Below are 25,651 nucleotides of genomic sequence, written 5' to 3'. Positions count from 1 at the left end.
AGATCCCATTCGAAGTCCGAAAGATCAAAACGCGCCATCACCACCTCCATCGAGGCGAGTGAATCACGCTTCAGAACCCGCGGAAATCCCGTTTATGAGTTCACAGCCTAGTCGTGGCGGATCACGTCATCCTCGCCGAGGTAGCAGCCGGTTTCCACCGCGATCAGCGTCACCGGCAGGCGGCCGGGGTTTTCCAGCCGGTGCGGCTGGCCGAGCGGGATATGCACCGCCTCGCCCTCGCCGACGAGGCGGGAGCGCCGGTCCAGCGTGACCTCGGCCGTGCCTTCGACCACCACCCAATGTTCCGAGCGGTGCAGGTGGGATTGCAGCGCGGTCGCGCCGCCGGGATCGAGCCGGAGGGAGCGCACCCGGAAGCGGGAGCCCCGGGCGATGGCGGTCGGCGTCGCGTCCCGGTCCGGGGCGAAAGCGGTGCCCGCTGCCTCGGCAAAGCCCTTGCGCTGCGATCCGTCCATGATCCCGCCCCCATGTTCCCTGCCGGAAGACTCGCCGGGAAATGGTTAGCGGGGGGTTAATGCCGTCGGGCCATTTCGGGGCATTTCCGGGGCCGTTGTCTGGAGGCCCCACGGAGGGAGGCGACGGGCGTTGCGCGGGACGAGAGGGCGGATGCCTCCGGCGGGGATATTCGGGAACAGGTGAATGGGCAGGGGCTTGCCTTGCTCAGGTCCAGTCCAGCACCACCTTGCCCGAGAGGCCCGAGCGCATGGCGGCGAAGCCTTGCTGGAACTCATCCACCTTGAAGCGGTGGGTGATCACCCGGCGGATGTCCAACCCGTTTTCCAGCATGGCGATCATCTTGTACCAGGTCTCGAAGATCTCGCGGCCGTAGACGCCCTTGATGGTGATCGCCTTGAAGACGATGCGGGACCAGTCCACCGGCGACTTGCCCGGCGGGATGCCCAGCATGGCGATGCGGCCGCCCATCACCATATGCTCGACCATCTGGTCGAGGGCCTGCTGGCTGCCCGACATTTCCATGCCGACGTCGAAGCCCTGGGCCATCTTGAGGGAAGGATAGACGGATTTGAGGTCGGTGGTGGCGACATTGACCGGGACCACGTCGGCGACCTGCCCGGCGAGGTCGAGCCGGGCCTGGTTGATGTCGGTGATCACCACATGTCGCGCGCCGACATGGCGGGCGACGGCGGCGGCCATGATGCCGATCGGACCGGCGCCGGTGATCAGCACGTCCTCGCCGATCAGGTCGAAGGAAAGCGCGGTGTGGACGGCGTTGCCCAGGGGATCGAGGATCGCGCCGATCTCGTCGTCGATGGCGTCGGGCAGGGGGACGACGTTGAAGGCCGGCAGCCGCAGGTATTGCGCGAAGGCGCCGGGTTCGTTGACGCCGATGCCGCGGGTCTCGGGGTCGAGGTGGAACTTGCCGGAGCGGCTTTGACGGCTGGTCTTGCCGATCAGGTGGCCTTCGCCCGAGCATCTTTGGCCGATGGTCAGGCCCTCGACATTGCGGCCCAGTTCCACGATCTCGCCCGCGAATTCATGGCCGGTGACGAGGGGGACGGGGACGGTCTTCTGCGCCCAGTCGTCCCAGTTCCAGATGTGGATGTCGGTGCCGCAGATGCCGGTCTTGTGGATGCGGATCAAGACGTCGTCGGGGCCGATCTCGGGCACCGGGCGGGTTTCCATCCAGAGGCCGGGTTCGGGTTTCGACTTGGCCAGGACTTTCATTTCATTGATCATTTGAGGACTCCCGTAGCTTTTCCGGCCTGGGTGAAGGCATCGAGCGCGAAGTCGAGGTCGTCGCGGGTGAGGGCCGCGTTCATCTGGGTGCGGATGCGGGCCTGGCCTTTCGGGACGACGGGGAAGAAGAAGGGCGCGACGTGGACGCCGCGCTGGTAGAGGTCGGCGGCCATGGCCTGGGCGAGCCTGGCGTCGCCCAGCATGACGGGGACGATGGGATGGTTGCCGGGGAGGAGGGTGAAGCCTGCATCGGTCAGGCCAGCGCGCCAGTAATCGGCATTGGCGGTGAGGCGGGCGCCGAGGTCGTCCGCCGCCTCCACGATGTCGAGCGCGGCGAGCGCGGCACCGACCACGGCGGGGGGCAGGGCGTTGGAAAAGAGATAGGGCCGGGCGCGCTGGCGCAGGAGGTCGATCACCGGCTGCGGCCCGGCGATATAGCCCCCGAGCGCGCCGCCGAGGGCCTTGCCGAGGGTGCCGGTGAGGAGGTCGACCTGCACCCCGGCGCGGGCGGGGGTGCCTGCGCCCTTCGGGCCGGTGAAGCCGGTGGCGTGACAGTCGTCGACCATGACCATCGCGCCGTACTGGTCGGCCAGCGCGCGGATTTCGGGAAGTTTCGCGTAATAGCCGTCCATCGAGAAGACGCCGTCGGTCGCGATCAGGATGAAGCGGGCGCCCTCGGCGCGGGCCTGTTTCAGCTGCGCTTCGAGGTCGGCCATGTCGCTGTTGGCGTAGCGGTAGCGTTTCGCCTTGCAGAGGCGGATGCCGTCGATGATCGAGGCGTGGTTCAGGGCGTCGGAGATCACGGCATCCTCGGGGCCGAGGAGCGGCTCGAAAAGCCCGCCGTTGGCGTCGAAACAGGCGGCAAAGAGGATGCTGTCGTCCTGGCCGAGGTATCGGGCGAGGCGGGTTTCCAGCTGCCGGTGGAGGTCCTGCGTGCCGCAGATGAAGCGGACCGAGGCCATGCCGAAGCCGTGGTCATCCATCGCCTGCTTGGCGGCGGCGATAAGGCGGGGGTCGTCGGCGAGGCCGAGGTAGTTGTTGGCGCAGAGGTTCAGCATCTCGCGCCCCGCCATCTGCACATGCGCGCCCTGGGCGCCGGTGATCAGGCGTTCGCGCTTCATCAGCCCCTCGGCCTCGATCCCCGCCAGGGTGGCGGCGATGTGGTCCAGGAATGCGGCCTTGTCCGTGGTGACTTCCGTCATGGCAGAATCCTTTCCGGTTTGGCGGAATGTGACAGTGGGCGCGGATCGTGTCAATATGGCGGAAAAATATCCCTTAAAGCGGATGCGGCGTCCTCTTGGCGAAAATACTCCACGGGGGCGCGGGGGGCGCCCCCCCCGCTGCGACGGGTCAACTGTCCTGGACGATCAGGATGGCGCGGGCCGTGCCTTCGGCGGCGATCTCATGCGCGCGGTCGGCGGGATAGCGGGCGACGTCGCCGGGGCCGAGCCGCTCGCCGGCCTCGCCCGAGGTGACGGTCAGGCGGCCTTCCAGCACGGTCAGATGCTCGCGGCAGCCGGGGGAATGGGCCTCGGAGGCAAGTTTCGCGCCCTTTGCGAAGACCAGCTCGTAGACCTCATGCGTGCCGACCGATTCCGGGGCCGAGAGGATGCGGATCTTCACCCCGGCGCGGTCGATCACCGGGGCGGCGGCGGCGCGGGTGACGTCGATGCCGGGGGCGGGGCGGCCTTCAAGCAGGCCGGCGAAGTCGAGTTGCAGGGCTTGGGTCAGGGCCCAGAGCGTGGCCACGGTGGGCGAGGATTCGCCGCGCTCGATCTGGCTGACCATCGAGCGGGAGACGCCGGAGAGCTTGGCGGCGGCGTCGAGGGACAGGCCCCTTGCCTTGCGGGCGGCGCGGAGCGAGGCGGCGAGGCGGTCGTGGATGTCGGAGCGGTCGGCCATGCGCCATGGTGGCGGGGAAGGGCGGGGGCGTCAATCCATGCGCCCGGCGGCCCGTGGATGAGGGCGTCAGCCCCGCGAGGCGGCCCTGGCGGCGGTTTCGCCGTTCTTATCGCGCGGCTCGTCGATGACTGCGTCACTCCTCGCCCGGCGACGAGGAGACGAAGTCGAACGAGGAGCGGTCAGGTGCCGCAATAGGTGACGTATTGGCCGAAGCCGGGCGGAGCGGGGAGCATGTAGGCTTCGTTTTCGGTGCAGGGCTGCCGGATCGCGGCGAGAAGGGCGTGGAACGGGGCCATGTCGCCGTCGGTGGCGGCGGCGAGGGCTTCCTCGACCTTGTGGTTGCGTGGGATCACGGCGGGGTTGGCTTCGGCGATGCGCTGGGCGGCGCCTTCCCCGGCGCGGGCGCGCCAGCGGGGCAGCCAGGCTTCCATCCGGGAGAAATCGTCGAAGAGCGGGCGCAGGGCGGCCGCGTCGTCCAGGCGCCGGAAGACCAGTGTCCAGTCGGCGCCCTGCATCGCCGGCAGCAGGTCCTCGGCCAGCGCGGCGTCGCCTCTGTCCTCGCCCGCCAGCCCCAGCTTGCGGCGCATCACCGCCAGCCACTCGGACTGATAGCGCGGGGCGATCCCGGCGAGGCGGTCGTTGGCGATCTCGACGGCGCGGCCCTCGTCGCGGTCGAGGAGCGGCAGCAAGGTCTCGGCCAGTCGCGCCAGGTTCCAGCCCAGGATCAGCGGCTGGTTGGCATAGGCATAGCGGCCCTGGCGGTCGATCGAGGAGAAGACGGTGCCGGGGGCGTAGCCCTCCATGAAGGCGCAGGGGCCGTAGTCGATGGTCTCGCCCGAGATCGCCATGTTGTCGGTGTTCATCACGCCATGGATGAAGCCGAGCCCCATCCATTCGGCGATCAGCGCCGCCTGACGGGCGATGACGGCGTCGAGGAAGGCGAGGTAGGGGGCGTCGGTCCCGGCAAGCCCTGGGTAATGCCGGGCGATGGCATAATCGGCCAGCGCCTTGACCTTGTCCCGGTCGCCGCGGGCGGCGAAGAACTGGAAGGTGCCGACGCGGATATGGCTTGCGGCGACGCGGGCGAGGACCGCGCCGGGAAGCTTCGTCTCGCGCCAGACCTCCTCGCCCGTCGCCACCACGGCCAGGGCGCGGGTGGTGGGCACGCCCATCGCGGCCATGAAGTCCGAGATCAGGTATTCGCGCAGCATCGGGCCGATCGCCGCCTTGCCGTCGCCGCCCCGCGCGAAGGGCGTCCTGCCCGAGCCCTTGAGCTGCAGGTCGAAGCGGCGGCCGTCGGGGGTGAGGATTTCGCCCAGAAGATGCGCGCGGCCGTCGCCGAGCTGGGGCGAGAAGCCGCCGAACTGGTGGCCGGCATAGGCCTGGGCGATCGGGTCCGCGCCGGGCGGCAGGGCGGCGCCGGAGAACCAGTCGCGCGCCTGCGCCCCGGTGAGGTCGAGGCCGAGGTCGGCGGCAAGCGGGCGGTTCAGCGCCAGAAGCCGGGGCGCGGGCGCGGCATCGGGGGGCACGCGCAGGAAGCTGCCCGGCAGGTCGCGCGTCCAGCTGTTGTCGAAGGCTATGGTCATCGTGACATCCCGGGTGCCGGTCCAGAGTCTACAGATAGCCCGGCAACCCTGCTGCGCAAGCGGGTGCTAACGGAGGTTGTGGACCGAAACCAGCCGGTAGCCCGGAACCATGGCCGTCCCCAGCCGCGCCGGAGCGGTCATCGCCCGCTTCTGGTAGGCGAAGGTCCAGAGTCCGGCCCGGCGCACGCCGACGACCGTCACATTGGGAAAATCGCCGTTCGCGATCGTGTAGCCGGCCTTGCGCAGCGCGACGCCGGGCGTGGCCGCCCCCATGACCCGCTGCACTTCGTTGTCCATATGCCCCTGGTCGATCGGCAGGCCTTCTTCCCGGTCGCCGTCAGCATTGAAGGTGTTGTAGTTCACATGCGCGACCCGCACCGTCCCGCCGATCCCGGCGGCGAAGGTGCAGCCGTTCATCGTGTCGGTGATGAAGAAATCGGCCTTGTCGCCGATGACCATCGTCTTGGTCGAGTTCGGCTGCCAGGGCAGGTAATAGCCGAGATAGCCACCCAGCCCGGCCGGGGCGATCTCCCAGCAGGGCATCGGCACGCCGGTCTTGTCCAGGCATTGCACCCCCGGCTTCGGCCGCAGCATCAGCGGGATGACCTGGGCGGCGGCGTTCGGGCCGAAGGTCGCGGGATTGCCGCGCGCCTGCATGTTCAAGAGGCCCGAGGGCCAGAGGGCATTCGACTTGAGAAAGGTTTTCGGGTGGAGAACAAGCTCTGACATCGATGGCATGGCGGATCCCCGCGATTGGGTGCTGCAACGAAAGCGAAGCCGGTGCCCCAGCGTCCGGCAGAGGTGTCGGGCTGTCAAAGGGATTCGGCCCTGCCGGGGGCGACAGGGACAAGGTTCCGTCTGTGGGAGGATGGTCGGGGCGGCGGGATTCGAACTCGCGACCTACGGTACCCAAAACCGTCGCGCTACCAGGCTGCGCTACGCCCCGACTGAGCCTCCCATAACGGCAAGCAGAGGGAATGAAAAGCCTTCAGCCGTCACAGGGCCAGGCGGCCGTGGCGGCGGGGATCGCGGGATGGCGCAACTCGGTCCCCGGCGCGATGCCGAGCTTTCCGGCCAGGCCCCCGTTGATCTCGAGCACATAGACCACGCCCTCGCCGCCGTCGATCGGGGTGAGGTCGCCGGGCACCGCGTCGGAATGGACCCGGGTGACGGTGCCGCTGGCGTCCGCGAAGACCATGTCCAGCGGAATCAGCGTGTTCTTCATCCAGAAGCGCGCGTGGCGGGGGCCTTCGTAGACGAAGAGCATTCCCCGGTCCGCCGCCATGCCGTCGCGGAACATCAGGCCCCGCGCGCGCTCGTCCGCGTCATCGGCGACCTCGACGGCGAAGCTTTCGCCCCCGCCGGGCCAGCGCAGGTCCAGCCGGTCGGGGGCGCAAGCGGCCTCGGCCCGCGCGGCACCGGGCAGGAAGGCACCGGGCAGCGCGAGCAGAAGGATGGCGGTGCGGGCGAGGCACCGCATCAGGCGTGCTCGCGCGTGGCGGATTCCCAGGACAGGACCTGGACCGCCATGCGGCCGCGACGGCCCTCGATGATGCGCAGGACCACGGCCTCGCCGGCGGCGAGGTCGGCAAAGCCCGACACGCGCAGCACCTCGGCGTGAATGAACACGTCCTCGGGCCTGCTGAAGACATTGGCAAAGCCGAAGCCCTTGCCCTTGTCGAACCATTTCACCCGCGCCGGCTCGAGCGCCAGCGCGAGGATGTCGGCGCCGACCAGCTGGTCGGCCTCCTCGCCCAAGGGAAAGACCGCGCCCTCGGGCGGGTCGATCCTGACCACTTCGACCGCCTGGACCCCGCGCTGCGTCCGCTGGACACGCACGACGATCCCGGCCCCGTCCGCCACCGAACCCTGCCCGAAGTTCCGAAGAACATTCGCATGCAGGAGGATATCGGATTCGGACTGGTCCGAAACGATGAAACCGAAACCCTTGGAAGGATCAAACCACTTAACGCGACCATGCACTTCCTGCATGACCTCTTCGTCTTCCGTCATATTCAGAGCCTTCTCCCCAGAATGAGCCCCTTAGCCCGCACAGATGCGGCCAAGTTTGCTCCGGGTTCAAGGGGGAATCCCCATGTACCCGCATTTGGGGGTTCTATGTTCTTGAAAACTAGGGGTTTAACCTTTCAACAAACCAGTGATCTCCGACATGATTGCGTGACCAACGGAAACGATCATGCAACCTGAAGGTGCCATCAGCCCAGAATTCTATCTCAAGTGGAAGAATTCGGAAACCACCCCAGTAGGGCGGACGGGGCGGATTTGGCCCCTTGACGAGCGCGACCTTCGCCGCCTCGGCCATCAGCGCCTCACGCGAGGAAAGCGGCTGCGACTGCTGGCTGGCCCAGGCCCCGAGGCGCGACTTCAGGCTGCGGCTGGCGAAATACGCATCGGCCTGCGGCCCGTCCTCGCGGGTCACAAGGCCGCGGACGCGGATCTGGCGGCGCAGCGACTTCCAGTGCATGACGAAGGCCGCCTTGCCCGAGGCCGCGATCTCCTGGCCCTTCTTCGAGCCGTAGTTGGTGTAGAAGACGAAGCCGCCGCCGCCCTGGCCGCCGACCTCGATCTCCTTCAGCAGCACCATCCTCACGTTCGGCAACCCGTCCGAATCCGCCGTCGCCAGCGCGATTGCGTTGGGATCGTTGGGCTCCTGCGCCTCGGCCTCGGCCAGCCAGGCGCGGGCCAGCACAAAGGGATCTTCGCCTGCGAAGATGCCGCTGCGGTCCATGCGGAAACTCCTTTCCCTGGGGAAAAGGTGCTGCCTTGAAGCAGGGACCCTCTTCGCCTACACGTCATTCTCGACGACAAGGTGGGCAAGGGGTCAGGAATGTCAACCGGACTGATGCAGGGCAAGCGCGGGCTGATCATGGGCCTGGCGAACGACAAGTCCATCGCCTGGGGCATCGCCCAGGCCGTGGCGGCGCAGGGCGCGGAGCTTGCCTTCAGCTATCAGGGCGAGCAGCTGAAGAAGCGCGTCGAGCCGCTGGCGGCAACGCTTGGCACGCCGAAGCTTTACGAATGCGACGTGTCCAGCGACGACAGCATCGACGCGCTGTTCGGCGCGCTGCGGGCCGAATGGGGCCAGCTGGATTTCCTGGTCCATGCCATCGGCTTTGCCGACAAGAGCGAGCTTCGCGGCCGCTATGTCGACACCTCGCGCGCGGGCTTCGGGTTGGCGATGGACATCTCGGTCTATTCCTTCACCGCCGTCTGCCAGCGCGCGGCGGCGATGATGGCGCCGGGCGGGAGCCTGCTGACGCTGACCTATTACGGTGCCGAGAAGGTGATGCCGCATTACAACGTGATGGGCGTGGCCAAGGCGGCGCTGGAGGCCTCGGTCAAGTATCTGGCCGAGGATCTGGGCAAGGACGGGATCCGGGTCAACGCGATCAGCGCCGGGCCGATCAAGACGCTGGCCGCCAGCGGCATCGGCGATTTCCGCTACATCATGAAGTGGAACGAGCTGAACAGCCCGCTGCGCCGCAACGTGACGCAGGAGGAAGTGGGCAAGGCCGCGCTTTACCTTTTGTCCGACCTCGGCTCCGGCACCACGGGCGAGAACCTGCATGTCGATGCGGGCTATCACGCGGTCGGCATGAAGGCGATCGACGCGCCGGATATCGACCTCGTGACCGGCAGGAAAGAGAACGGCCAATGACCCGTCGTCCAGCATGAGCCTCGCCGCGTTCCTGGCCTTTGCCGGGCTGGTGATCCTTGCCGCCCTGTCGCCGGGGCCGGCGGTGCTGATGTCGGCGCGCACCGGGCTGACCGAAGGCTTCCGCACCGGCGTCATGCTGGCCTTGGGCATCGCCAGCGGCGCGGTGGTCTGGGCGCTGGCGGCGATGTTCGGGCTGCATCTGGTGTTCGAGGCCGCCCCCTCGCTGCTCTGGGCGCTGAAGATCGGCGGGGCGGCCTATCTGGTCTGGATGGCCTGGCACCTGTGGCGCGATGCGGCCGCCCCCTTTGTCGCCGAGGACAGCCGTCCGGTGCCGCGGTCGGCCCTTGCGGCCTATCGGCTGGGGCTGTGGACGAATCTGGCCAACCCCAAGGCGGCCGTCATGTTCTCCTCGATCTTCCTTGGCACCATTTCCGCAGCGACGCCCCATTGGGTGCTGGGCCTGCTGCTTGCGGTGATCTTCGCCGCCGAGACCATCTGGAACAGCCTTGTTGCCCGCATCTTCTCGCTTGACCGGACGCGGGCGAAATACATCAGCCTGAAAACCGTGATCGACCGCAGCTTCGGCGGCATGCTCGCGCTTCTCGGGATCAAGATCGCCGCCACCTGAAGGAGAGGGAGCCATGTCGCCCGACCGTCTGCCGTATGAAAAGGGGTTCCACGTCAGCTGGGACCAGATCCACCGCGACGCCCGGGCGCTGGCCTGGCGGCTGGACGGCAAGGGGCCGGGCGAGGGCGGGGCCTGGAAGGCCGTGGTCGGCATCACCCGCGGCGGCCTGGTTCCGGCGATGATCGTCAGCCGCGAGCTGGACATCCGGGTGGTGGATTCGATTTCGGTGAAGTCCTATCACTCGGGCGGCGGCAAGGCCGACCAGCGCCGCGAGGCGCAGGTGATCAAGGCCCCGAACGCCGAGCTGATGGGCGACGGGTCGGGCGTCCTGATCGTCGATGACCTGGTCGATTCGGGCAAGACGCTGGAGCTGATCCGCGGCCTGTATCCCAAGGCGCATTTCGCCTGCGTCTATGCCAAGCCCGAGGGCGAGAAGCAGGCCGATACCTATATCACCAGCGTAAGCCAGGACACCTGGATCTTCTTCCCCTGGGACATGGCGCTGCAATATGTCCAGCCGATGCGCGGCTCGGACTGACCGCGGTCAGTCGTGCAGGTGGCGTTCGACGTCCTGGGCCGAATGCAGGATGCGGATGATCTCCAGCCGGTCGGGCAGGTCGCGAAACCAGATGACATGCGCGCCGCAGGAGCGTTTCATGACGCCAGGGCGGACAGACGAAGCGCGACCTGTCTTCTTCCCGGCGGCAAGGGCCTCGATCTCGGCTATCAGGCTGCGGTGGTAGCGGTCGGCCTGGGCCTGCGACCAATGCTGCAGCGTGTAAAGCCAGATATCCTCGAGGTCCTGTGCAGCCTTTGGTGCAAGGCGGTGGGATTTAGCTGCCATGCCTGGCCGCATACTTGGCATGCATCCGGGCGAGGAACGCCTCGCTGTCGAAGGGCTGCGGCTCGCCCGATTCCTCGCCCTCGATCAGCGCGGCTTCCAGCGCCTTCACCCTGGCCTCGTGTTCCTGCAACAGCCGCAGGCCGGCCCGCACGACCTCGCTGGCCGAGCCGTAGCGGCCCGACTTGACCTCGGTGTCGATGAAGCTGGTGAAATGGTCGCCGAGGGAGACCGAGGTGTTGCGGGGCATGGTCGGGTCCTTCTGCCGGATGGCTGCAGGATATACCAATAGTTACCAACCGACAATATCAGCGGTGCCTGATCCGCCGCCGAAAAGGGTTGCAACTGGCGGGCATCCGGCGACACTCCGGCTGACGCCGAACCATGGGAAGACCCGATGACCCTGCCGCTGAACCCCGCCTTCGCCCTGACCGAACCGCCGCCGGTGATGGAGGCGCGGCGCTGGCTGGAAGGGGTGACCCATCCCGAGGGTCGCCCCTTGATCAACGTCAGCCAGGCCGCCCCGGTGGAAAGCCCGCCGCTCGGCCTGCGGCAGGCGCTGGCGGAGGCCGCGCTGAACGACCCGAACGCGCATCTCTACGGCCCGGTCCTGGGCCTGCCCGCGCTGCGGGAGGAGATCGCGCGCCAGTTCTCGGCCGCCTACGGGGGCGCGATCGCCCCGGCGGAGGTCGCGATCACCCAGGGCTGCAACCAGGCCTTCTGCGCGGTGATGGCGACGCTGGCCGGCGCGGGCGACGAGGTGATCCTGCCAACGCCCTGGTATTTCAACCATAAGATGTGGCTGGACATGACGGGCGTGCGGGCGGTGCCGCTGGAGACCGGGCCGACGCTGATCCCGGAGGCTGCGGCGGCGGCGGCGCTGGTCACGCCGCGCACGCGGGCCATCGTGCTGGTGACGCCGAACAACCCCGGCGGGGTGGAATATCCGGCCGAGACAGTCGCCGCCTTCCGCGACCTGGCGCGGGCGCGGGGCCTGGCGCTGATCCTGGATGAGACCTATCGCGATTTCGACAGCCGCCATTCCATCGAACTGGGCGGGCGGCCGCATGAGCTGTTCGCCGATCCCGGCTGGCAGGATACGGTGATCCAGCTCTACAGCTTCTCCAAGGCCTACCGCCTGACCGGGCACCGGGTCGGCAGCATCGTGGCGGCGGCCGCGCGGCTGGCCGAGGTGGAGAAGTTCCTGGACACGGTGGCGATCTGCCCCAGCCAGCTGGGCCAGATCGGCGCGCTCTGGGGGATGCGGAACCTGGGCCAGTGGGTTGCGGGCGAGCGCGACGAGATCCTGGCGCGGCGCCGCGCGATGACCGGAGGATTCGCGGCGCTGGAGGGCTGGAAGCTTCTGGGCTGCGGCGCCTATTTCGCCTATGTCGAGCATCCGTTCGACATGCCCTCGGACGAACTGTGCAAGCGGCTGGTTCGCGACGCCTCGCTGCTGATGCTGCCGGGGACGATGTTCCAGCCCGAGGGCTCGGCGGCGGGCAGGCGGCAGATCCGCATCGCCTTTGCCAATGTCGATGCGGCCGGGATCGCGGAGATGTTCCGCAGGCTGGCGGTCTTTCGCCCCTGATGCGGCCTTGCCGCGCTGATCCCCAGCCTCTATTCACCTTGGCCAGACAGGACCCAAAGGCAGACCCATGGCGAAGACCCCCGAGCACGAGGACGTGAAACGCCCGAAAGGCAAGGTACAGGAGGCGGCCGTCTGGCTTCTGATGGCCATGCTGATCCTTGGCCTTGGCGGCTTTGGCGTCACCAGCTTCTCGGGCGGGGTGACGCGGGTCGGCGCCGTGGGGGACCAGGACATCACCAGCGAAGCCTATGCCCGCGCGCTGCAAAGCCAGGTGGCGCAGTTCTCGCAGCAGGTGGGCCAGCCGATCTCGACCCAGGAGGCGCTGGCCTTCGGGATCGACCGGCAGGTGTTGCAGGGCCTGATCGCCCGCGCCGCGCTGGACAACGAGGCGAAGCGGATCGGCGTCTCGGTCGGCGACGAGGTGGTGGCGACCGAGCTGATGAAGATGGACGCCTTCAAGGGGATCTCGGGCAGCTTCGACCGTGAGGCCTATCGCTTCCAGCTGGACCGGATGCGGCAGAGCGAGGTCGAGTTCGAGAACAGCCTGCGCGGCGACGTGACGCGCGAGCTGGTGCAGGGCGCGGTCGCGGGCGGCTTTGCGGCGCCCTCGGCGCTGACCGACACGCTGTTCGCCTGGATCGGCGAGCGGCGCGGCTTCTCGATGCTGCGGCTGGCCGAGGGCGACCTGACCGCGCCCCTGGCGGAGCCGACCGAGGACGAGCTGAAGGCGCATTACGACGCCAACATCGCCCGGTTCACCAAGGCCGAGGCGAAGCGGATCACCTATGCCTCGCTGCTGCCCGAGGCCATCGCCAAGGACCAGCCGGTGGACGAGGCGGTGCTGAAGCAGATGTACGAGGACCGGATCGACGAATTCGTCCTGCCCGAGCGGCGGCTGGTCGAGCGGCTGGTCTATCCCGACCAGGCGGCCGCCGATGCGGCGCGGGCGAAGCTGGACGCGGGCACCACGTTCGAGGAACTGGCAGCCGAGCGCGGGCTGACGCTGGATGCGATCGACCTGGGCGACGTCACGCGCGAGGATCTGGGCGAGGCGGGCGAGGGCGTCTTCACCGCCGAGGAGGGCGCGGTCGCCGGACCGCTGCCAAGCGACCTCGGCCCGGCGCTCTACCGCGTGGTCTCGGTGCTTGCGGCCGAGGAGACCAGCTTCGAACAGGCCCGCGACACGCTGGCGATCGAGATCCAGACCGATTCCGCCCGGCGCGAGATCGCCGACAAGGTGGAGCAGATCGACGACCTGCTCGCCGGCGGTGCGACGCTCGAGGATCTGGCCAAGGAGGTCGGGCTGCAGATCGCGACGGTGGATTATGCCGCCAGCCAGCCGGGCGACTCGGTGATCGAGGGCTATCCGGCCTTCCGCGCGGCCGCCGAGGCGGTGCAGCAGGATGATTTCGCCGAAGCCATCGTGCTGGACGACGGCGGCGTCGTCGCCCTGCGGCTGGACGAGGTGGTGCCCGCCACGCCGATTCCCTTTGACGAGGCGCGCGAGACGGTGGCCGAGGACTGGCGCAAGGACGCGCTGGCCAAGGCGCTGGCCGCCCGCGCGGCCGAGATCGAGGCCGGGATCGAGGGCGGCGCGGCCATCGGCAGCTTCGGCATCGTCGACGTGACGCCGGAAATCGCCCGCGACGGCTTTGTCGCCGAGGCGCCCGAGTCGCTTTTGTCCACGGTGTTCGGGATGGAGGAGGGCGCGGTGCAGGTGGTCGAGGCGCCGGGCTTCGTCGCCGTGGTCCGGCTGGACCGGATCCAGCCCGCCGCGACCGAGGGCGAGGAAGCCCAGGCCCTGCGCGAGGCGCTGGAGGGCCAGGCCGCCCAGGCCATCGCCGGGGATGCCTTCACCGCCTTCACCAACGCGCTGACGATGGAAGCGGGCGTGACGCTGGACCAGTCCGTGATCAACGGCATCCATGCGAGCATGCCGTGATGCAGCTGTCGCCCTCCTTCGCCGCGTTCGAAGCCGCCTGGAACCAGGGCCGGAACCAGATCGTCTGGGCCCGGCTTGCCGCCGATCTCGATACTCCGGTCAGCCTGATGCTGAAGCTGGGCGATGCCCGCGCCGATACCTTCATGCTGGAATCGGTCACCGGCGGCGAGGTGCGGGGCCGCTACTCCATCGTCGGGATGAAGCCCGACCTGATCTGGGAAGCCCGGGGCGAGCAGAGCCGGATCAACCGCGAGGCGCGGTTCGACCGCCAGGCCTTTGCCGACCTGCCCGGCCATCCGCTGGAGACGCTGCGCGCGCTGATTGCGGAATGCCGGATCGACATGCCCGAGGGGCTGCCGGCGGTCTCGGCCGGGCTGTTCGGCTATCTCGGCTATGACATGATCCGGCTGGTCGAGCATCTGCCGGGGGTGAACCCCGATCCGGTCGGCGTGCCGGATGCGGTGCTGATGCGGCCCTCGGTCATCGCGGTGCTGGACGGGGTCAAGGGCGAGGTGACGGTGGTCGCGCCGGCCTGGGTCGCCTCGGGGCTGTCGGCGCGGGCGGCCTATGCCCAGGCGGCCGAGCGGGTGATGGACGCGCTGCGCGATCTGGACCGGGCACCAAGCGCGGCGCGGGATCTGGGCGATGCGGCGGCGGTGGGTGCGCCGCGGTCGAACTTCAGCCACGAGGCCTACAAGGCGGCGGTCGAGAAGGCCAAGGACTACATCCGCGCGGGCGACATCTTCCAGGTCGTCCCGAGCCAGCGCTGGGCAATGGATTTCAAGCTGCCGCCCTTCGCGCTGTATCGCAGCCTGCGGCGGACCAATCCGTCGCCCTTCATGTTCTTCTTCAACTTCGGCGGTTTCCAGGTGGTGGGCGCCAGCCCCGAGATCCTGGTCCGGCTGCGCGACGGCGAGGTGACGATCCGCCCGATCGCCGGGACCCGCAAGCGCGGGGCCACGCCCGAGGAGGACAAGGCACTGGAGCTGGAACTGCTGGCCGATCCCAAGGAGCGGGCCGAGCATCTGATGCTGCTGGACCTTGGCCGCAACGACGTGGGCCGGGTGGCGAAGGTCGGCACGGTGCGCCCGACCGAGACCTTCATCATCGAACGCTACAGCCATGTCATGCATATCGTCTCGAACGTGGTGGGCGAGATCGCCGAGGGGCAGGACGCGCTGTCGGCCCTGCTGGCGGGGCTGCCGGCCGGAACGGTCTCGGGCGCGCCCAAGGTGCGGGCGATGGAGATCATCGACGAGCTGGAGCCGGAAAAGCGCGGGATCTATGGCGGGGGCGTGGGCTATTTCGCCGCCAACGGCGAGATGGACTTCTGCATCGCGCTGCGGACGGCGGTGCTGAAGGACGAGACCCTGTATATCCAGGCGGGCGGCGGCGTGGTCTATGACAGCGACCCCGAGGCCGAGTATCAGGAAACCGTCAACAAATCCAACGCCCTGCGCCGCGCGGCCGAGGATGCGGGCCGTTTCGCCGGTCGCGGGAACGGCTGAGGGCCGCCTCCCCGGTCGACTGCGTCGCCTCGTCGGGGGGCTGCGGGCCAGAGCCAGGGGCCGCATCGCCGGTAAACGGGCGGTCCTCCTCGTTCGACTGCGTCGCCTCGTCGGAGGTTGTCTCCTGGTCAGTCCACCGTCAGGACGGCGGTCAGCGGGGCGAGGGCCACGGTCGCGCCACGGCCCTCGATCGTCCATTCCAGAAGCCCGGCGACGAGTTCGGGCGTGGCCGCGGTCGCGACGGCGACGCGGCCTTCCTGGCCGGCCTTGAAGAGCACCCGCTCCAGGGTGCGGCGCAGCGCGAAGCGGTCGGTGCCGCCGGCGGCGAGGTCGCGGAAGATCGTGGTCGCGGCCAGGTCCGCGCGCCGGGCGACCTGGTCGGCGGCGTTCAGGCCGGCGTCCCAGGTGACAAGGCCCCGGCCCTGGGCCTGGATCACCGGCACCACCAGGCTGGCGAGCGGACGGTCGTTCTGGAAGCCGCCGCCGGCGAGGTCCATCACCGCCACCGCCTCGGGCAGGTTCTGCGCCATGGACTGGAAGGCGACCTCGACATCCGAGGGCTGCGCGCCCTGGGGCAGGCCGGTGGCGAGCATCACCACCTCGCGGCCGGCGGCGCGGTAGATCGCGGCGTGGTCCGGCGTGGCGGGATCGAGCGGATCGAGCGCGAAGCTGACCGGGAAGGGCAGGGCGGCGAGGCCCGCGCGGTCAAGCTCTGGCGCGCCGCCGTCGATCAGCAGGATGGCGACCAGGGGCTTGTTGTCCGGGTTCTCGAACGGGGCGGCGAAGCGGGCGATCGGGCGGTCGTCGGCGGGGGCGGCTTCGGCGATTTCAGCCTCGGGCTCGGCCGGGGGGGCGTCGCCGATGCGCGGCAGGCGGCCGGTGATGACGCCGGTGGCCGGAGCCGGTTCGGCTGCCCCCGGGGCAGGCGAGGCGCCGGGCAGGGCGGCAGGCCGGGTGCCGGGCATCGCATTGCCTGCGCTGCCGGGCAGGCCGGTGGCATCGGTCCCGGGCTCGGGGGCGGGGTCATGGGCCGGGGCTTCGGGGTCGGCCGCCGGCGGCTGCGGCTCGGGCAGAAGCTCGGCGAGTTCGGGCTCCGCGCTCTCGACCGGTTCCGCAGCGGGCTGGGGCATCGGCGCGGGGGCCTCGGCCAGGGTGTCGGGCGTGGGGGCCGGTTCGGGGGCGGAAGCTTCGACCTCGGTCACGGCGGCCCCGTTTGCCGCGGCCTCGGCCAGGGGGGCCGGAGGCTGGACCGGCTCGGCGGGCAGGGCGGGGGCGGGCGTTTCGGCGAGGGTCACGGCGCCGGGCAGGGCAGGCTCGGGCGGCTCGGGCGGGGCGATCTCGGCCAGGGGCGTTTCGCTGGCGGGCGGTTCGGCGGGGGCCGGTTCGGCGGGGGCCGGTTCGGACGGGGCCTGCGGCGCGGGCGCGCTGGCCGGCGAGCCATCGGCCGAGGGTTCGGCGCCGGCGGTCCCCTGAGTGGCCGGGGCGGCTTCGGTCACGGGGGGGGCGGCCGGGGTGGCGTCGGTGACGGCCGGAGTGGGTTCGGCTGCCGAGGTCGGCTCCGGTGCGGCGGTCGCCTCGGGGGCCGCGGCGGGTTCGGGGGTGGCGGGAGCGGGGGTGGCGGCGGGCGCGGGAACCTCCGGTTCGGGCTCGACCTCGGCGGGTTCCGGGGTGGCCTCGACCGTGGCAGCCTCGGGCTCGGGTGCGGCGGCGGGTTCGGGGGCCTCGATCGGGGTGGAAACCGTGGGGCTGGCATTGGCATTGGCGGCGTCGGTGCCATGCGGCGGCGGGAAGAGGGCGGCGCCGATGACCAGCCCGCCGGTCACGACCACGCCCCCGAAGATCGCGCCAAGGATGAATTTGCCGACCACTGCCGCCTCCGCTCTGCTGTCCGGACCGGACGGGCCGCGAGCCCCCCGAAGGGCTGCATTCCGTCCTGTCCGGCGGCACTATATCCCGCCCTTTCCGCCGCTCCAGCCCCTTTTCGCGGCGCTGTCAACAAGTTGGCAGGTCGTGGCTGCTTTGCCCCGGCCGCCGCGCCAGACGGGCACCGCCGGAGGGCGCAGGGGGGCGAAGGGTCCCGGCCCTTGCCTGAGCGCAGCGAGGGTCAGGGGGCCCTGCAACCGGCGGGCGAAAGAGGCCGCGATGGCATTGCCGGCATCGGGCGAAAGGCGCCGTCGGCAGCACCGCCGGGAAGAGGGCCGGCGGGACCGGGCCAGGGGCGGGGGTGAGCGCGCCTGCGGGAAGGCCGGCGGTCCCCGGCGGGGCGCAGGGCAAGGCAATTCCGCGGTCCCCGGATGGTTGCGTCGGGCCGGCGGCAATCCGCCCATCGCGGGGGCGCCCCGCGCTCATCGGCGACCGGGCTGGAACTTTATCCCTCCGGCAGGGTTCACTCACCGCCAGATTGCGGCCGGTCGCGGCCGTGGGTCACCCATTCAGCCACAAGGAGGGAAGCCATGCAGGTGGACACCAGCGCAATGCCGGAGGTCCCGGTCGCCGTTCTGTTGGCGGGCGGCCGGGGGTCCCGTCTGCATGAGCTGACCGAGGACCGGGCCAAGCCGGCCGTGGCCTTCGGGTCGCGCCACCGGATCGTGGACTTCACGCTGGAGAACCTGCGCCGCTCGGGGCTGGGTCAGGTGCTGGTGGCGACGCAATATTGCGCGGGGCCGCTGGAGGATTACCTGAACCGCTGCTGGCGGCCGGTCTTCGGCACCGGGCTGCGCCTGCGCCGGGCGGCGGGGACGGGCATGGCCGGGCGCAGCTATGAGGGCACGGCGGATGCGGTCTGGAAGAACGCGGCCGAGATCGACGCGCTTTGCCCGCGCGAGGTGGTGGTGCTGTCGGCCGACCATGTCTATGCGATGGACTATGGCCCGATGATCGCGGCGCACCGGGCCTCGGGCGCGGCGGTGACGATCGCGGCGGATGTGGTGCCGCTGGCCGAGGCGCGGGCCTTCGGCTGTGTCGAGGCGACCGCGGCCGGCCGGATCCTGGCCTTTGCCGAGAAGCCCCGCACGCCGCCGGCCATGGCGGGCGATCCGGGCCGGGCGCTGGTGTCGATGGGGATCTATGTCTTCGACTGGGCCTGGCTGCGCGAGCGGCTGCGGCGCGATGCGGCGGACCCCGCCAGCGCGCATGACTTTGGCCATGACATCCTGCCCGGCGCGGTGGCGCAGGGCGAGGCGCAGGTCTTTCGCAGCGAGGGTCCGGGCGGGCGGCCCTTCTACTGGCGCGACGTCGGCACGCTGGACGCCTTCCGCGAGACCTGGCTGGCCTTCGAGACCGGGGCGCCCTGTCCCGTGCCGGAAGGCGCGGGCCTGGGCCTGCGCGCGCGGGGCGTCACCGACCCCCGGGTCGCGGCGGCGCTGCGCCAGGCCGATGCGGCGCTGGACGACGAGGGTTCGGTCGTGCCGCTGGCCGGGCGGCGGGCCGAGCGGGCCGAGCTGGTGGCCTCGGTCGTGATGCCGGGGGCGCGGCTGGCCGAGGGCTGCCGCCTGCGCCGGGTGATCCTGGCTCCGGGCGTGCGGCTGGCCGAGGGCATGGTGATCGGCCATGACCCGCAGGAGGATGCGCGCTGGTTCCGGGTGACGCCGGGCGGCACGACGCTGGTCACGCCGCAGATGCTGGCGCGGCGCGCGATGGTGCTGCCGGGGCAGTTGCCGCTGGCGCCGCGCCCGCCCATGACGCAGGAACCCGCCACATGCTGAAGCGGCTGGACCCGGCCGGACGGGTTTTCGATCGCGCCAGGGCGACTCCGGTCAACCTGGGCGCGACCTATGACGGCGAGGGGGTGAACTTCGCCCTCTTCTCGGAACATGCCGAACGGGTGGAGCTGTGCCTTTATTCCGAGGACGGCGCGGTCGAGACCGCCCGCCACGACCTGCCCGAGATGGAGGGCGGCATCTGGCACGGCTATCTGCCGGGGGCGCAGCCGGGGCAGGCCTACGGCTATCGCGTCCATGGCCCCTTCGCGCCCGAGGAGGGGCACCGCTTCAACCCGGCCAAGCTGCTGCTGGACCCCTATGCGCGGCAGCTGGCCGGCGAGCTGACCTGGGACGACGCGCTTTACGGCTATCCGGCGGGCGGCAGCGATCTGGAGCGCGACGGGCGCGACTCGGCGCCCTTCATGCCGAAGGCGGTGGTGGCGGATCCGGATTTCGACTGGGATTCCGACCGGGCGCTGACGCGGTCCTGGGAGGAGACGGTGATCTACGAGGCGCATGTCAAGGGCCTCACGCGGCTGCATCCGGACGTGCCCGAGGCCGACCGGGGCACCTTCGCGGGGCTGGGCGCGCCGCCGGTGGTCGAGCATCTGAAGGCGCTGGGGGTGACGGCGGTCGAGCTTTTGCCGGTGCAATCCTTCGTGCAGGACCGGCATCTGCTGGAAAAGGGCCTGTCGAACTATTGGGGCTACAACACGCTGTCCTTCTTCGCGCCGCACCGGCCCTATCTGAAGACCGGCAATCCGGCCGAGATGAAGCGCGCGATCCGCGCCTTTCACGCCGCCGGGATCGAGGTGATCCTGGACGTGGTCTACAACCATACCGCCGAGGAGAGCGAACTGGGCCCGACGCTGTCCTTCCGGGGGATCGACAACCGATCCTATTACCTTCTGGCGGAAAATCCCCGGCACAGTTTCGACACGACGGGCTGCGGCAACACGCTGAACGTGGCGCATCCGATGGTCTTGCGCATGGTGCTGGACAGCTTGCGCTACTGGGTGCAGGTCATGCATGTGGACGGGTTCCGCTTCGACCTCGCCTCGACGCTCGGGCGCGAAAGCCAGGGATTTGAGCGTGACGGCGGCTTTCTGACCGCGATCCGGCAGGACCCGGTCCTGTCCCGCGTCAAGCTGATCGCCGAACCCTGGGACATCGGCGAGGGCGGCTATCAGGTCGGCGGCTTTCCCTGGCCCTTCCGCGAGTGGAACGACAAGGCCCGCGACGACCTGCGCGCCTTCTGGCGGCGCGATCCGGGGCTTCTGGGGCCGGTGTCGCAGCGGCTGCTCGGCTCGCCCACCCAGTTCCATCATTCGCGGCGGCCGGCGACATCATCGGTGAATTTCCTGGCGGCGCATGACGGGTTCACGCTTTGGGACACGCTGTCCTATGACGGCAAGCACAACGAGGCGAACGGCGAGGAGAACCGCGACGGCCACGACCACAACCTGTCGCACAACATGGGGGCCGAGGGGCCGACGGAGGATCCCGGCATCCTGCACGGGCGGAAGCGGCGCGCCAGGGCGATGCTGGCGACGCTGTTCATGGCGCAGGGCGTGCCGATGCTGCTGGCGGGCGACGAGTTCGGCCACAGCCAGGGCGGCAACAACAACGCCTATGCCCAGGACAACGAGACCAGCTGGATCGACTGGTCCCGCGCCGATGCCGGGCTGCAGGCGGCGACCGCCGCGATGATCGCGCTCCGGCATGAGCTTCGACTGGCCGATGCCCGTTTCGCCGTCGCGCCCGAGGATGGCGCGGGCGACCGACCCGAGGTAAGCTGGCTGCACCCCCAGGGCCGGGCGATGGCGGAAGGCGACTGGCACGACGCGGGGCTGGCCTGCCTGGGCTATCGGCTCTGGCGGCCGGAGGGGCCGGAGGTGCTGGTCTGGCTGAACGCCGGCGAGGATGCCGAGGCCGCGCTTCCCGAAGGCGGCTGGATGCTGCGGCTTTCCAGCGCCGAAGAGCCGGTGACCACCCGGACCGGGGTGGAGGGGCGGATCACCGTTCCCGGCCAGTCGGTCCTGGTGCTGGTGCGCGACTGACCGGGCCTGCCAGCCCGGTCCAGGAGGAGGGGGGAGACCATGCCGACCGACGACAACAGCTTTCGTCCCGTTCTGGGAGAGGCGGCGCTGGACAGCCTTGCACTGGCGCATTTGCGCACGCTGGATGCGCTGGACGGCTGCACGGCCATGGCTGAAGGGGCCGAGGCCGCGCTGCGGCCCACCGCCTGCCGCTTGCGCGACCTGCATGCGGCCCATGCGCAACGCCTGGCCGAGACCCTGGCCCGGCATGGCCGCGTGCCGGGGAAGGCGGCGGTCTTCGACGCGAGCGTGCAGCGCATGGTGACGGCAAGCCGCGCCTTCCTGGACCGGGTCGACCAGGACGCGATGGACCAGGTCCGGCGGGGCGAGGAGCATGTGCTGGCCACCTACCGCGCGGCGGAACATGGCGTGCCCTGGCCGGTGGTGAAATCCCTGGTCGCGGGGATGCGTTGCGAGCTGGAGGATCTTCTGGCCGAGACCCGGCGGTCATAGGCGGCGGCCGGGGCCGGGGGCGCGAGATTGCGCGCCGCCTGTCGATGGCCTGTCCTGCGCGGCCCGGAGGCGGGCAGGACCTTGGGGCTCAGGGCGCGGGTGTGAAGTCGAAGCGCATGACATGGGTGGAGGTCTGACCCGGACGCAGGACCGTGCCGGGAAAATGCGGCCGGTTCGGCGCATCGGGAAAGTGCTGGGTCTCGGCCGCGAAGCCGGCAAAGCGCGGATAGCGCGTCCCCGCCTTGCCCGGCCCGCCGGCGAAATGCGCGCCGGTGTAAAGCTGCAGGCCCGGCGCGCTGGTCGCAAGCCGCAGCCTGCGGCCCGAGGCGGGGTCGGTCGCGCTCAGGCAGGGGCGCAGCCCGTCGGCGGCAAGCGGGGAGGAGAGGCAGAGGTTGTGGTCGAAGCCTGCGGGACCGGGCATCGCCGCGCCGATGCTGCGGGGCTGGCGGAAATCGAAGGGCGTGCCGGCGACCGAAAGGACCTCTCCGGTCGGGAGTTTCCGGTCGTCCACCGGCAGGTAGAACCCGGCCTCGACCTGCAACTCATGGCCAAGGATGTCGCCCGCGCCCTGGCCTGCAAGGTTGAAATAGGCGTGGTTGACCAGGTTCACCACCGTCGGCGCGTCGGTCTGCGCCGCCATCGTGATCTCCAGCCCGGCGTCCAGCCGGTAGGTCGCCCGGGCCTGCAGGGTGCCGGGGAAACCCATCTCGCCAGCGGGCGAGGTGGTGGCAAAGGTGACATGGCTGGCGGAATGGCTCTCGATCCGCCAGTGCTTCAGGTCGAACCCCGCCGCCCCGCCATGCAGCGTGTTCGCACCCTCGTTCCGGTCAAGCCGCACCTCGCGCCCGTCCAGCACGAAACGTCCCCCCGCGATCCGGTTGGCATGGCGGCCGCAGGTCGCGCCCAGATAGCTGCCGTGGGCCAGCCAGTCCGCAAGGCTGTCCTGCCCCAGCACGATGTCGGCCGGAACGCCGGTCCGGTCCGGCACCCAAAGCTCGGCCAGCCGCGCGCCCCAGGTCAGAAGCCGGAGGCGCAGCCCGCCGCCCTCCAGCGTCACCGCCCGGACCTCGGTACCGCCGATCTCTCCGATGCTTTCGACCGCCGCCATGCGCCTTGCTCTTTTTCCAAATACTCTCAGGGGGTTTGGGGGCAGAATGCCCCCAATGTCCAGCAAAGGGCCCGCGCGGCCGCGCCCCGACCCGACAGCTGCCCCGAGCCGGTCAGAAGTCGAACGGCTCCACCACCACCCGCCGGCCCAGGGTCAGAGCATCCGCGACATGGACCATGGGCGCAAGATCGACCTCGCATTCCCCGGCCCGCACCAGATCGGCCATCCGGGCATAAAGTGCGGGGTATTCGCCCATGATCGTCGCCTTGCCCGCCGCCGGTTTCCCGTCGATCTCCAGCACGTTGCCGCCCGTTCGCAGGGCAAGCTCGCCGCGATCGGTGCGGACCGTGATGTCCCAGGTCTGCGGCCCCTGCTGGCGCCAGTCGAAATCGGCCGTGACATCGCCCGAGAAGGTCAGTTGCGCCGCGATCGGCGTCTGGCGATTGGCGGGAAACTCCAGCCGCGCGCCGGTCAGGTGGACCGGGCGCGGCAGGATCTCGGTCAGGATCGACAGGGCGTTGATGCCGGGGTCGAAGACGCCCATGCCGCCCGGCTCGAACACCCAGTCCTGGCCGGGGTGCCATTTCCGCACGTCCTCGCGCCAGGTGATGTGGGCCTGTTGCACGGTCTTATCGGCAAGCCAGGCCTTGGCGGGGGCGACGGCATGGGCCATGCGGCTGTGCCAGGTGGCGCAGAGCGTCAGTCCCCGGTCGCGCGCGAGGCGCGTCAGTTCATGCACCTCGGCCAGCGTCGCGCCGGGGGGCTTTTCCAGCATGACGTGGCGACCTGCCCTGAGCGCCGCCTCGGCATAGGTGAAGCGGGGGACGGGGGGCAGGCAGAGCGAGACCATGGTCACCTCCGGCCGTTCGGCCAGGAAGGTGGCGAAGTCGGTATAGGCCGGGATGCCCGGAACTTCGCCCTTGCGGCTGACCGTGGCCGCAAGCTCCCAGTCGGGCGAGGCGGCGAGGGCCGGGACGTGCTGGTCCAACGCGATCTTGCCGATGCCGACAAGGGCGACCGTGCTGCGGGTCATGCGATGGACCCGTGGGATGCGTCAGGGACAGGCAGCCTCCCCACCCCGGCCCTCCCCCAGGCGGGGGGAGGGAGGCTCCCGGTCGTGGCGTTGGTCGCGATGCCATGGGTCGGGCGGGGCATCAATGGCTCTCCCGCGCGACCGCATGGCCGCGACAGCCGACGAGGAAGTCCATGTCGGCGCCCTTGTCCGCGCCCTGGACGTGGTCGTGGTAAAGCTTGGCATAGCCGCTCGAGGGCGGCTCGACCGCGGGTTTCCAGGCGGCGAGGCGGGCTTTCAATTCCTCGTCGGAAATGTCGAGATGCAGGCGGCGGTTGGCGACGTCGAGTTCGATCATGTCGCCGGTGCGAACCACCGCCAGCGGGCCACCCCGTGCGGCTTCGGGCGAGGTGTGCAGGACCACGGTGCCATAGGCGGTGCCGGACATGCGCGCGTCACTGATGCGGACCATGTCGGTGATGCCCTTGCGCAGCACCTTGGGCGGCAGGCCCATGTTGCCGACCTCGGCCATGCCGGGATAGCCGCGGGGGCCGCAGTTCTTCATCACCATGACGCAGGTCTCGTCGATATCCAGCGCCTCGTCCTCGATCCGGGCCTTGTAGTCGTCGATGTCCTCGAACACCACGGCGCGGCCCTTGTGCTGCATCAGGGCAGGGGTGGCGGCGGAGGGTTTCAGGACGGCCCCGTCGGGGGCGAGGTTGCCGCGCAGGACGACGACGCCGCCGGACTGGGCGAGGGCCTTTTCGGCGGGCAGGATCACGTCGTCATTGTCGATGCGGGCGTCCTTCACCTCGTCCCAGATGCCGCCGCCGGAGACAGTGAGCGCGTCCTTGTTCAGCAGTCCCGCCTCGCCCAGCCGCTTGATCACGGCGGGAAGGCCACCGGCGTAGAAGAATTCTTCCATCAGGTATTTGCCCGAAGGCATCAGGTTGACCACGGTCGGCACGTCGCGGCCCCAGTCGTCCCAGTCGTTCAGCGTCAGGTCGATGCCGCAGCGGCCGGCGATGGCGAGGAGGTGGATCACCGCATTGGTGGAGCCGCCGATGGCCGCGTTGGTGCGGATGGCGTTCTGGAAGGCCTGACGGGTGAGGATGTCGGAAGGTTTCAGGTCGTCCTTCACCATCTGCACGATCCGCCGCCCGGTCAGCTGCGCCATGACGCGGCGGCGCGAGTCCACCGCCGGGATCGCGGCGTTGCCGGAAAGGGTCATCCCCAGCGCCTCGACCATGCTGGCCATGGTGGAGGCGGTGCCCATCGTGTTGCAGGAGCCTGCCGAACGGCTCATCGACGCCTCGGCCTCGACGAATTCGGCGGCGGTCATCTCGCCCGCCTTCACGGCCTCGGAGAATTTCCACAAGTGGGTGCCGGAGCCGACACGCTCGCCCCGGTAATAGCCGTTCAGCATCGGCCCGCCCGACACCATGATCGTCGGCAGGTCGACCGACGCCGCGCCCATCAGGAGCGAGGGCGTGGTCTTGTCGCAGCCGACCAGGCAGACGACGCCGTCCATCATCTGGCCGCGGATGGTTTCCTCGACCGCCATGGCGGCGAGGTTGCGGAACATCATCGCGGTCGGGCGGAAGGCCGACTCGCTGACCGAGAAGACCGGCACGATCACCGGGAAGCCGCCGGCCTCGTAGACGCCGTGCTTCACCCGCTCGGCCAGGTCGTTGAGATGGGCGTTGCAGGGGTTGGTTTCCGAGAAGGTGTTGAGGATCCCGATCACCGGGCGGCCGTCGAAGAGGTCGGGGGGCAGGCCCTGGTTCTTCATCCACGAGCGGTGGTAGATCGCGTCCTTCGACGTGCCGTCAAACCATTCCTGCGAGCGCAGGCGGCGGGGCCATTTGGCGGGCTTGAAGGTCAT

The 25,651-nt window shown here is 69.8% G+C and carries 24 protein-coding genes and 1 tRNA gene; 9 read left to right on the top strand and 16 right to left on the bottom strand.

What is annotated here, in order from left to right:
* Positions 1-107: 107 nt before the first annotated feature.
* From ACE3UA_RS12960 to pdxH, 10 genes are all read right to left on the bottom strand, one after another.
* Positions 108-473 carry a phosphomannose isomerase type II C-terminal cupin domain gene (locus ACE3UA_RS12960; RefSeq protein ID WP_374645743.1) on the bottom strand — a complete coding sequence of 122 codons (366 nt, stop codon included), beginning with the start codon at positions 471-473 and terminating at the stop codon, positions 108-110.
* 205 nt (positions 474-678) lie between these two features.
* A complete protein-coding gene (gene tdh, locus ACE3UA_RS12955) occupies positions 679-1,704 on the bottom strand; it encodes an L-threonine 3-dehydrogenase (RefSeq protein WP_374645741.1) in 1,026 nt (341 codons plus the stop codon).
* Between the two features lie 8 nt (positions 1,705-1,712).
* Positions 1,713-2,918 (bottom strand): glycine C-acetyltransferase, encoded by a 1,206-nt coding sequence (locus ACE3UA_RS12950; RefSeq protein ID WP_374645739.1) that lies wholly within the window; start codon positions 2,916-2,918, stop codon positions 1,713-1,715.
* 148 nt (positions 2,919-3,066) lie between these two features.
* The gene (locus tag ACE3UA_RS12945) at positions 3,067-3,618 is read right to left on the bottom strand and encodes a helix-turn-helix domain-containing protein (protein WP_374645737.1); all 552 of its coding nucleotides are present in this window, start codon (positions 3,616-3,618) and stop codon (positions 3,067-3,069) included.
* A gap of 179 nt (positions 3,619-3,797) precedes the next feature.
* Positions 3,798-5,204, bottom strand: a complete 1,407-nt coding sequence (locus ACE3UA_RS12940; protein ID WP_374645735.1) for a YdiU family protein — start codon at positions 5,202-5,204, stop codon at positions 3,798-3,800.
* 66 nt (positions 5,205-5,270) lie between these two features.
* Entirely contained in the window at positions 5,271-5,942 is a 672-nt protein-coding gene (locus ACE3UA_RS12935; RefSeq protein ID WP_374645733.1) for a hypothetical protein, read from the bottom strand.
* A gap of 131 nt (positions 5,943-6,073) precedes the next feature.
* Positions 6,074-6,150 (bottom strand) — tRNA-Pro (locus ACE3UA_RS12930).
* Between the two features lie 42 nt (positions 6,151-6,192).
* Positions 6,193-6,684, bottom strand: a complete 492-nt coding sequence (locus tag ACE3UA_RS12925) for a DUF192 domain-containing protein (protein WP_374645731.1) — start codon at positions 6,682-6,684, stop codon at positions 6,193-6,195.
* Positions 6,684-7,217: a cold-shock protein gene (locus tag ACE3UA_RS12920; protein WP_374645729.1), complete on the bottom strand. Its 534-nt coding sequence runs from the start codon at positions 7,215-7,217 to the stop codon at positions 6,684-6,686. Before ACE3UA_RS12920 ends, ACE3UA_RS12925 begins: the two co-directional genes overlap by 1 nt.
* A 118-nt stretch (positions 7,218-7,335) precedes the next feature.
* Positions 7,336-7,953 (bottom strand): pyridoxamine 5'-phosphate oxidase, encoded by a 618-nt coding sequence (gene pdxH / locus ACE3UA_RS12915; protein WP_374645727.1) that lies wholly within the window; start codon positions 7,951-7,953, stop codon positions 7,336-7,338.
* A gap of 99 nt (positions 7,954-8,052) precedes the next feature.
* On the opposite strand from pdxH, the gene fabI reads away from it, so the two are divergent.
* The 3 genes from fabI to gpt are packed head-to-tail and all read left to right on the top strand — an operon-like array spanning position 8,053 to position 10,049.
* Entirely contained in the window at positions 8,053-8,883 is an 831-nt protein-coding gene (gene fabI, locus ACE3UA_RS12910) for an enoyl-ACP reductase FabI (protein WP_374645725.1), read from the top strand.
* Positions 8,884-8,896: 13 nt separating this feature from the next.
* Positions 8,897-9,511: a LysE family translocator gene (locus ACE3UA_RS12905; RefSeq protein ID WP_374645723.1), complete on the top strand. Its 615-nt coding sequence runs from the start codon at positions 8,897-8,899 to the stop codon at positions 9,509-9,511.
* 13 nt (positions 9,512-9,524) lie between these two features.
* Positions 9,525-10,049 carry a xanthine phosphoribosyltransferase gene (gpt, locus tag ACE3UA_RS12900; protein ID WP_374645721.1) on the top strand — a complete coding sequence of 175 codons (525 nt, stop codon included), beginning with the start codon at positions 9,525-9,527 and terminating at the stop codon, positions 10,047-10,049.
* 6 nt (positions 10,050-10,055) lie between these two features.
* Here gpt and ACE3UA_RS12895 read toward each other — a convergent pair whose 3' ends face one another.
* Both ACE3UA_RS12895 and ACE3UA_RS12890 read right to left on the bottom strand, forming a co-directional pair.
* On the bottom strand, positions 10,056-10,355 hold the full coding sequence (locus tag ACE3UA_RS12895; protein ID WP_374645719.1) for a type II toxin-antitoxin system RelE/ParE family toxin: 300 nt from the start codon (positions 10,353-10,355) through the stop codon (positions 10,056-10,058).
* Complete coding sequence (locus tag ACE3UA_RS12890; protein WP_374645717.1) at positions 10,345-10,602, bottom strand: type II toxin-antitoxin system ParD family antitoxin; 258 nt, start codon at positions 10,600-10,602, stop codon at positions 10,345-10,347. Before ACE3UA_RS12890 ends, ACE3UA_RS12895 begins: the two co-directional genes overlap by 11 nt.
* 147 nt (positions 10,603-10,749) lie before the next feature.
* Here ACE3UA_RS12890 and ACE3UA_RS12885 point away from each other — a divergent pair, with 147 nt between their 5' ends.
* The 3 genes from ACE3UA_RS12885 (at position 10,750) to trpE (ending at position 15,393) form a co-directional block, all read left to right on the top strand.
* Positions 10,750-11,943: an aminotransferase gene (locus ACE3UA_RS12885; protein WP_374645715.1), complete on the top strand. Its 1,194-nt coding sequence runs from the start codon at positions 10,750-10,752 to the stop codon at positions 11,941-11,943.
* A 67-nt stretch (positions 11,944-12,010) separates the two neighbouring features.
* Positions 12,011-13,885 (top strand): peptidyl-prolyl cis-trans isomerase, encoded by a 1,875-nt coding sequence (locus tag ACE3UA_RS12880; protein ID WP_374645713.1) that lies wholly within the window; start codon positions 12,011-12,013, stop codon positions 13,883-13,885.
* Positions 13,885-15,393, top strand: coding sequence for an anthranilate synthase component I (gene trpE, locus ACE3UA_RS12875; RefSeq protein ID WP_374645711.1), 1,509 nt, complete (start codon positions 13,885-13,887; stop codon positions 15,391-15,393). The genes ACE3UA_RS12880 and trpE overlap by 1 nt, the downstream gene beginning before the upstream one ends.
* A gap of 128 nt (positions 15,394-15,521) precedes the next feature.
* Here the strand turns inward: trpE and ACE3UA_RS12870 are convergent, their stop codons facing one another.
* Positions 15,522-17,261 (bottom strand): divergent polysaccharide deacetylase family protein, encoded by a 1,740-nt coding sequence (locus tag ACE3UA_RS12870; RefSeq protein WP_374645709.1) that lies wholly within the window; start codon positions 17,259-17,261, stop codon positions 15,522-15,524.
* A 585-nt stretch (positions 17,262-17,846) separates the two neighbouring features.
* Between ACE3UA_RS12870 and ACE3UA_RS12865 the strand changes: the two genes are divergently transcribed.
* The 3 genes from ACE3UA_RS12865 to ACE3UA_RS12855 are packed head-to-tail and all read left to right on the top strand — an operon-like array spanning position 17,847 to position 21,646.
* Entirely contained in the window at positions 17,847-19,097 is a 1,251-nt protein-coding gene (locus ACE3UA_RS12865; protein WP_374645707.1) for a sugar phosphate nucleotidyltransferase, read from the top strand.
* On the top strand, positions 19,091-21,154 hold the full coding sequence (gene glgX, locus ACE3UA_RS12860) for a glycogen debranching protein GlgX (RefSeq protein WP_374645705.1): 2,064 nt from the start codon (positions 19,091-19,093) through the stop codon (positions 21,152-21,154). The genes ACE3UA_RS12865 and glgX overlap by 7 nt, the downstream gene beginning before the upstream one ends.
* A 39-nt stretch (positions 21,155-21,193) precedes the next feature.
* Entirely contained in the window at positions 21,194-21,646 is a 453-nt protein-coding gene (locus tag ACE3UA_RS12855) for a DUF2383 domain-containing protein (RefSeq protein ID WP_374645703.1), read from the top strand.
* A gap of 88 nt (positions 21,647-21,734) precedes the next feature.
* Here ACE3UA_RS12855 and ACE3UA_RS12850 read toward each other — a convergent pair whose 3' ends face one another.
* The 3 genes from ACE3UA_RS12850 to araD form a co-directional block, all read right to left on the bottom strand.
* A complete protein-coding gene (locus ACE3UA_RS12850) occupies positions 21,735-22,754 on the bottom strand; it encodes an aldose epimerase family protein (RefSeq protein ID WP_374645701.1) in 1,020 nt (339 codons plus the stop codon).
* A gap of 112 nt (positions 22,755-22,866) precedes the next feature.
* Positions 22,867-23,787: a Gfo/Idh/MocA family protein gene (locus tag ACE3UA_RS12845; protein WP_374645699.1), complete on the bottom strand. Its 921-nt coding sequence runs from the start codon at positions 23,785-23,787 to the stop codon at positions 22,867-22,869.
* A 121-nt stretch (positions 23,788-23,908) separates the two neighbouring features.
* A complete protein-coding gene (gene araD, locus ACE3UA_RS12840; protein ID WP_374645697.1) occupies positions 23,909-25,651 on the bottom strand; it encodes an L-arabinonate dehydratase in 1,743 nt (580 codons plus the stop codon).

This window comes from Tabrizicola sp. (assembly GCF_041919135.1).
Lineage (GTDB): Bacteria > Pseudomonadota > Alphaproteobacteria > Rhodobacterales > Rhodobacteraceae > Tabrizicola.
Note: the sequence above shows the minus strand (reverse complement) of the source record. Positions and strands in the feature narration are given on the sequence as shown.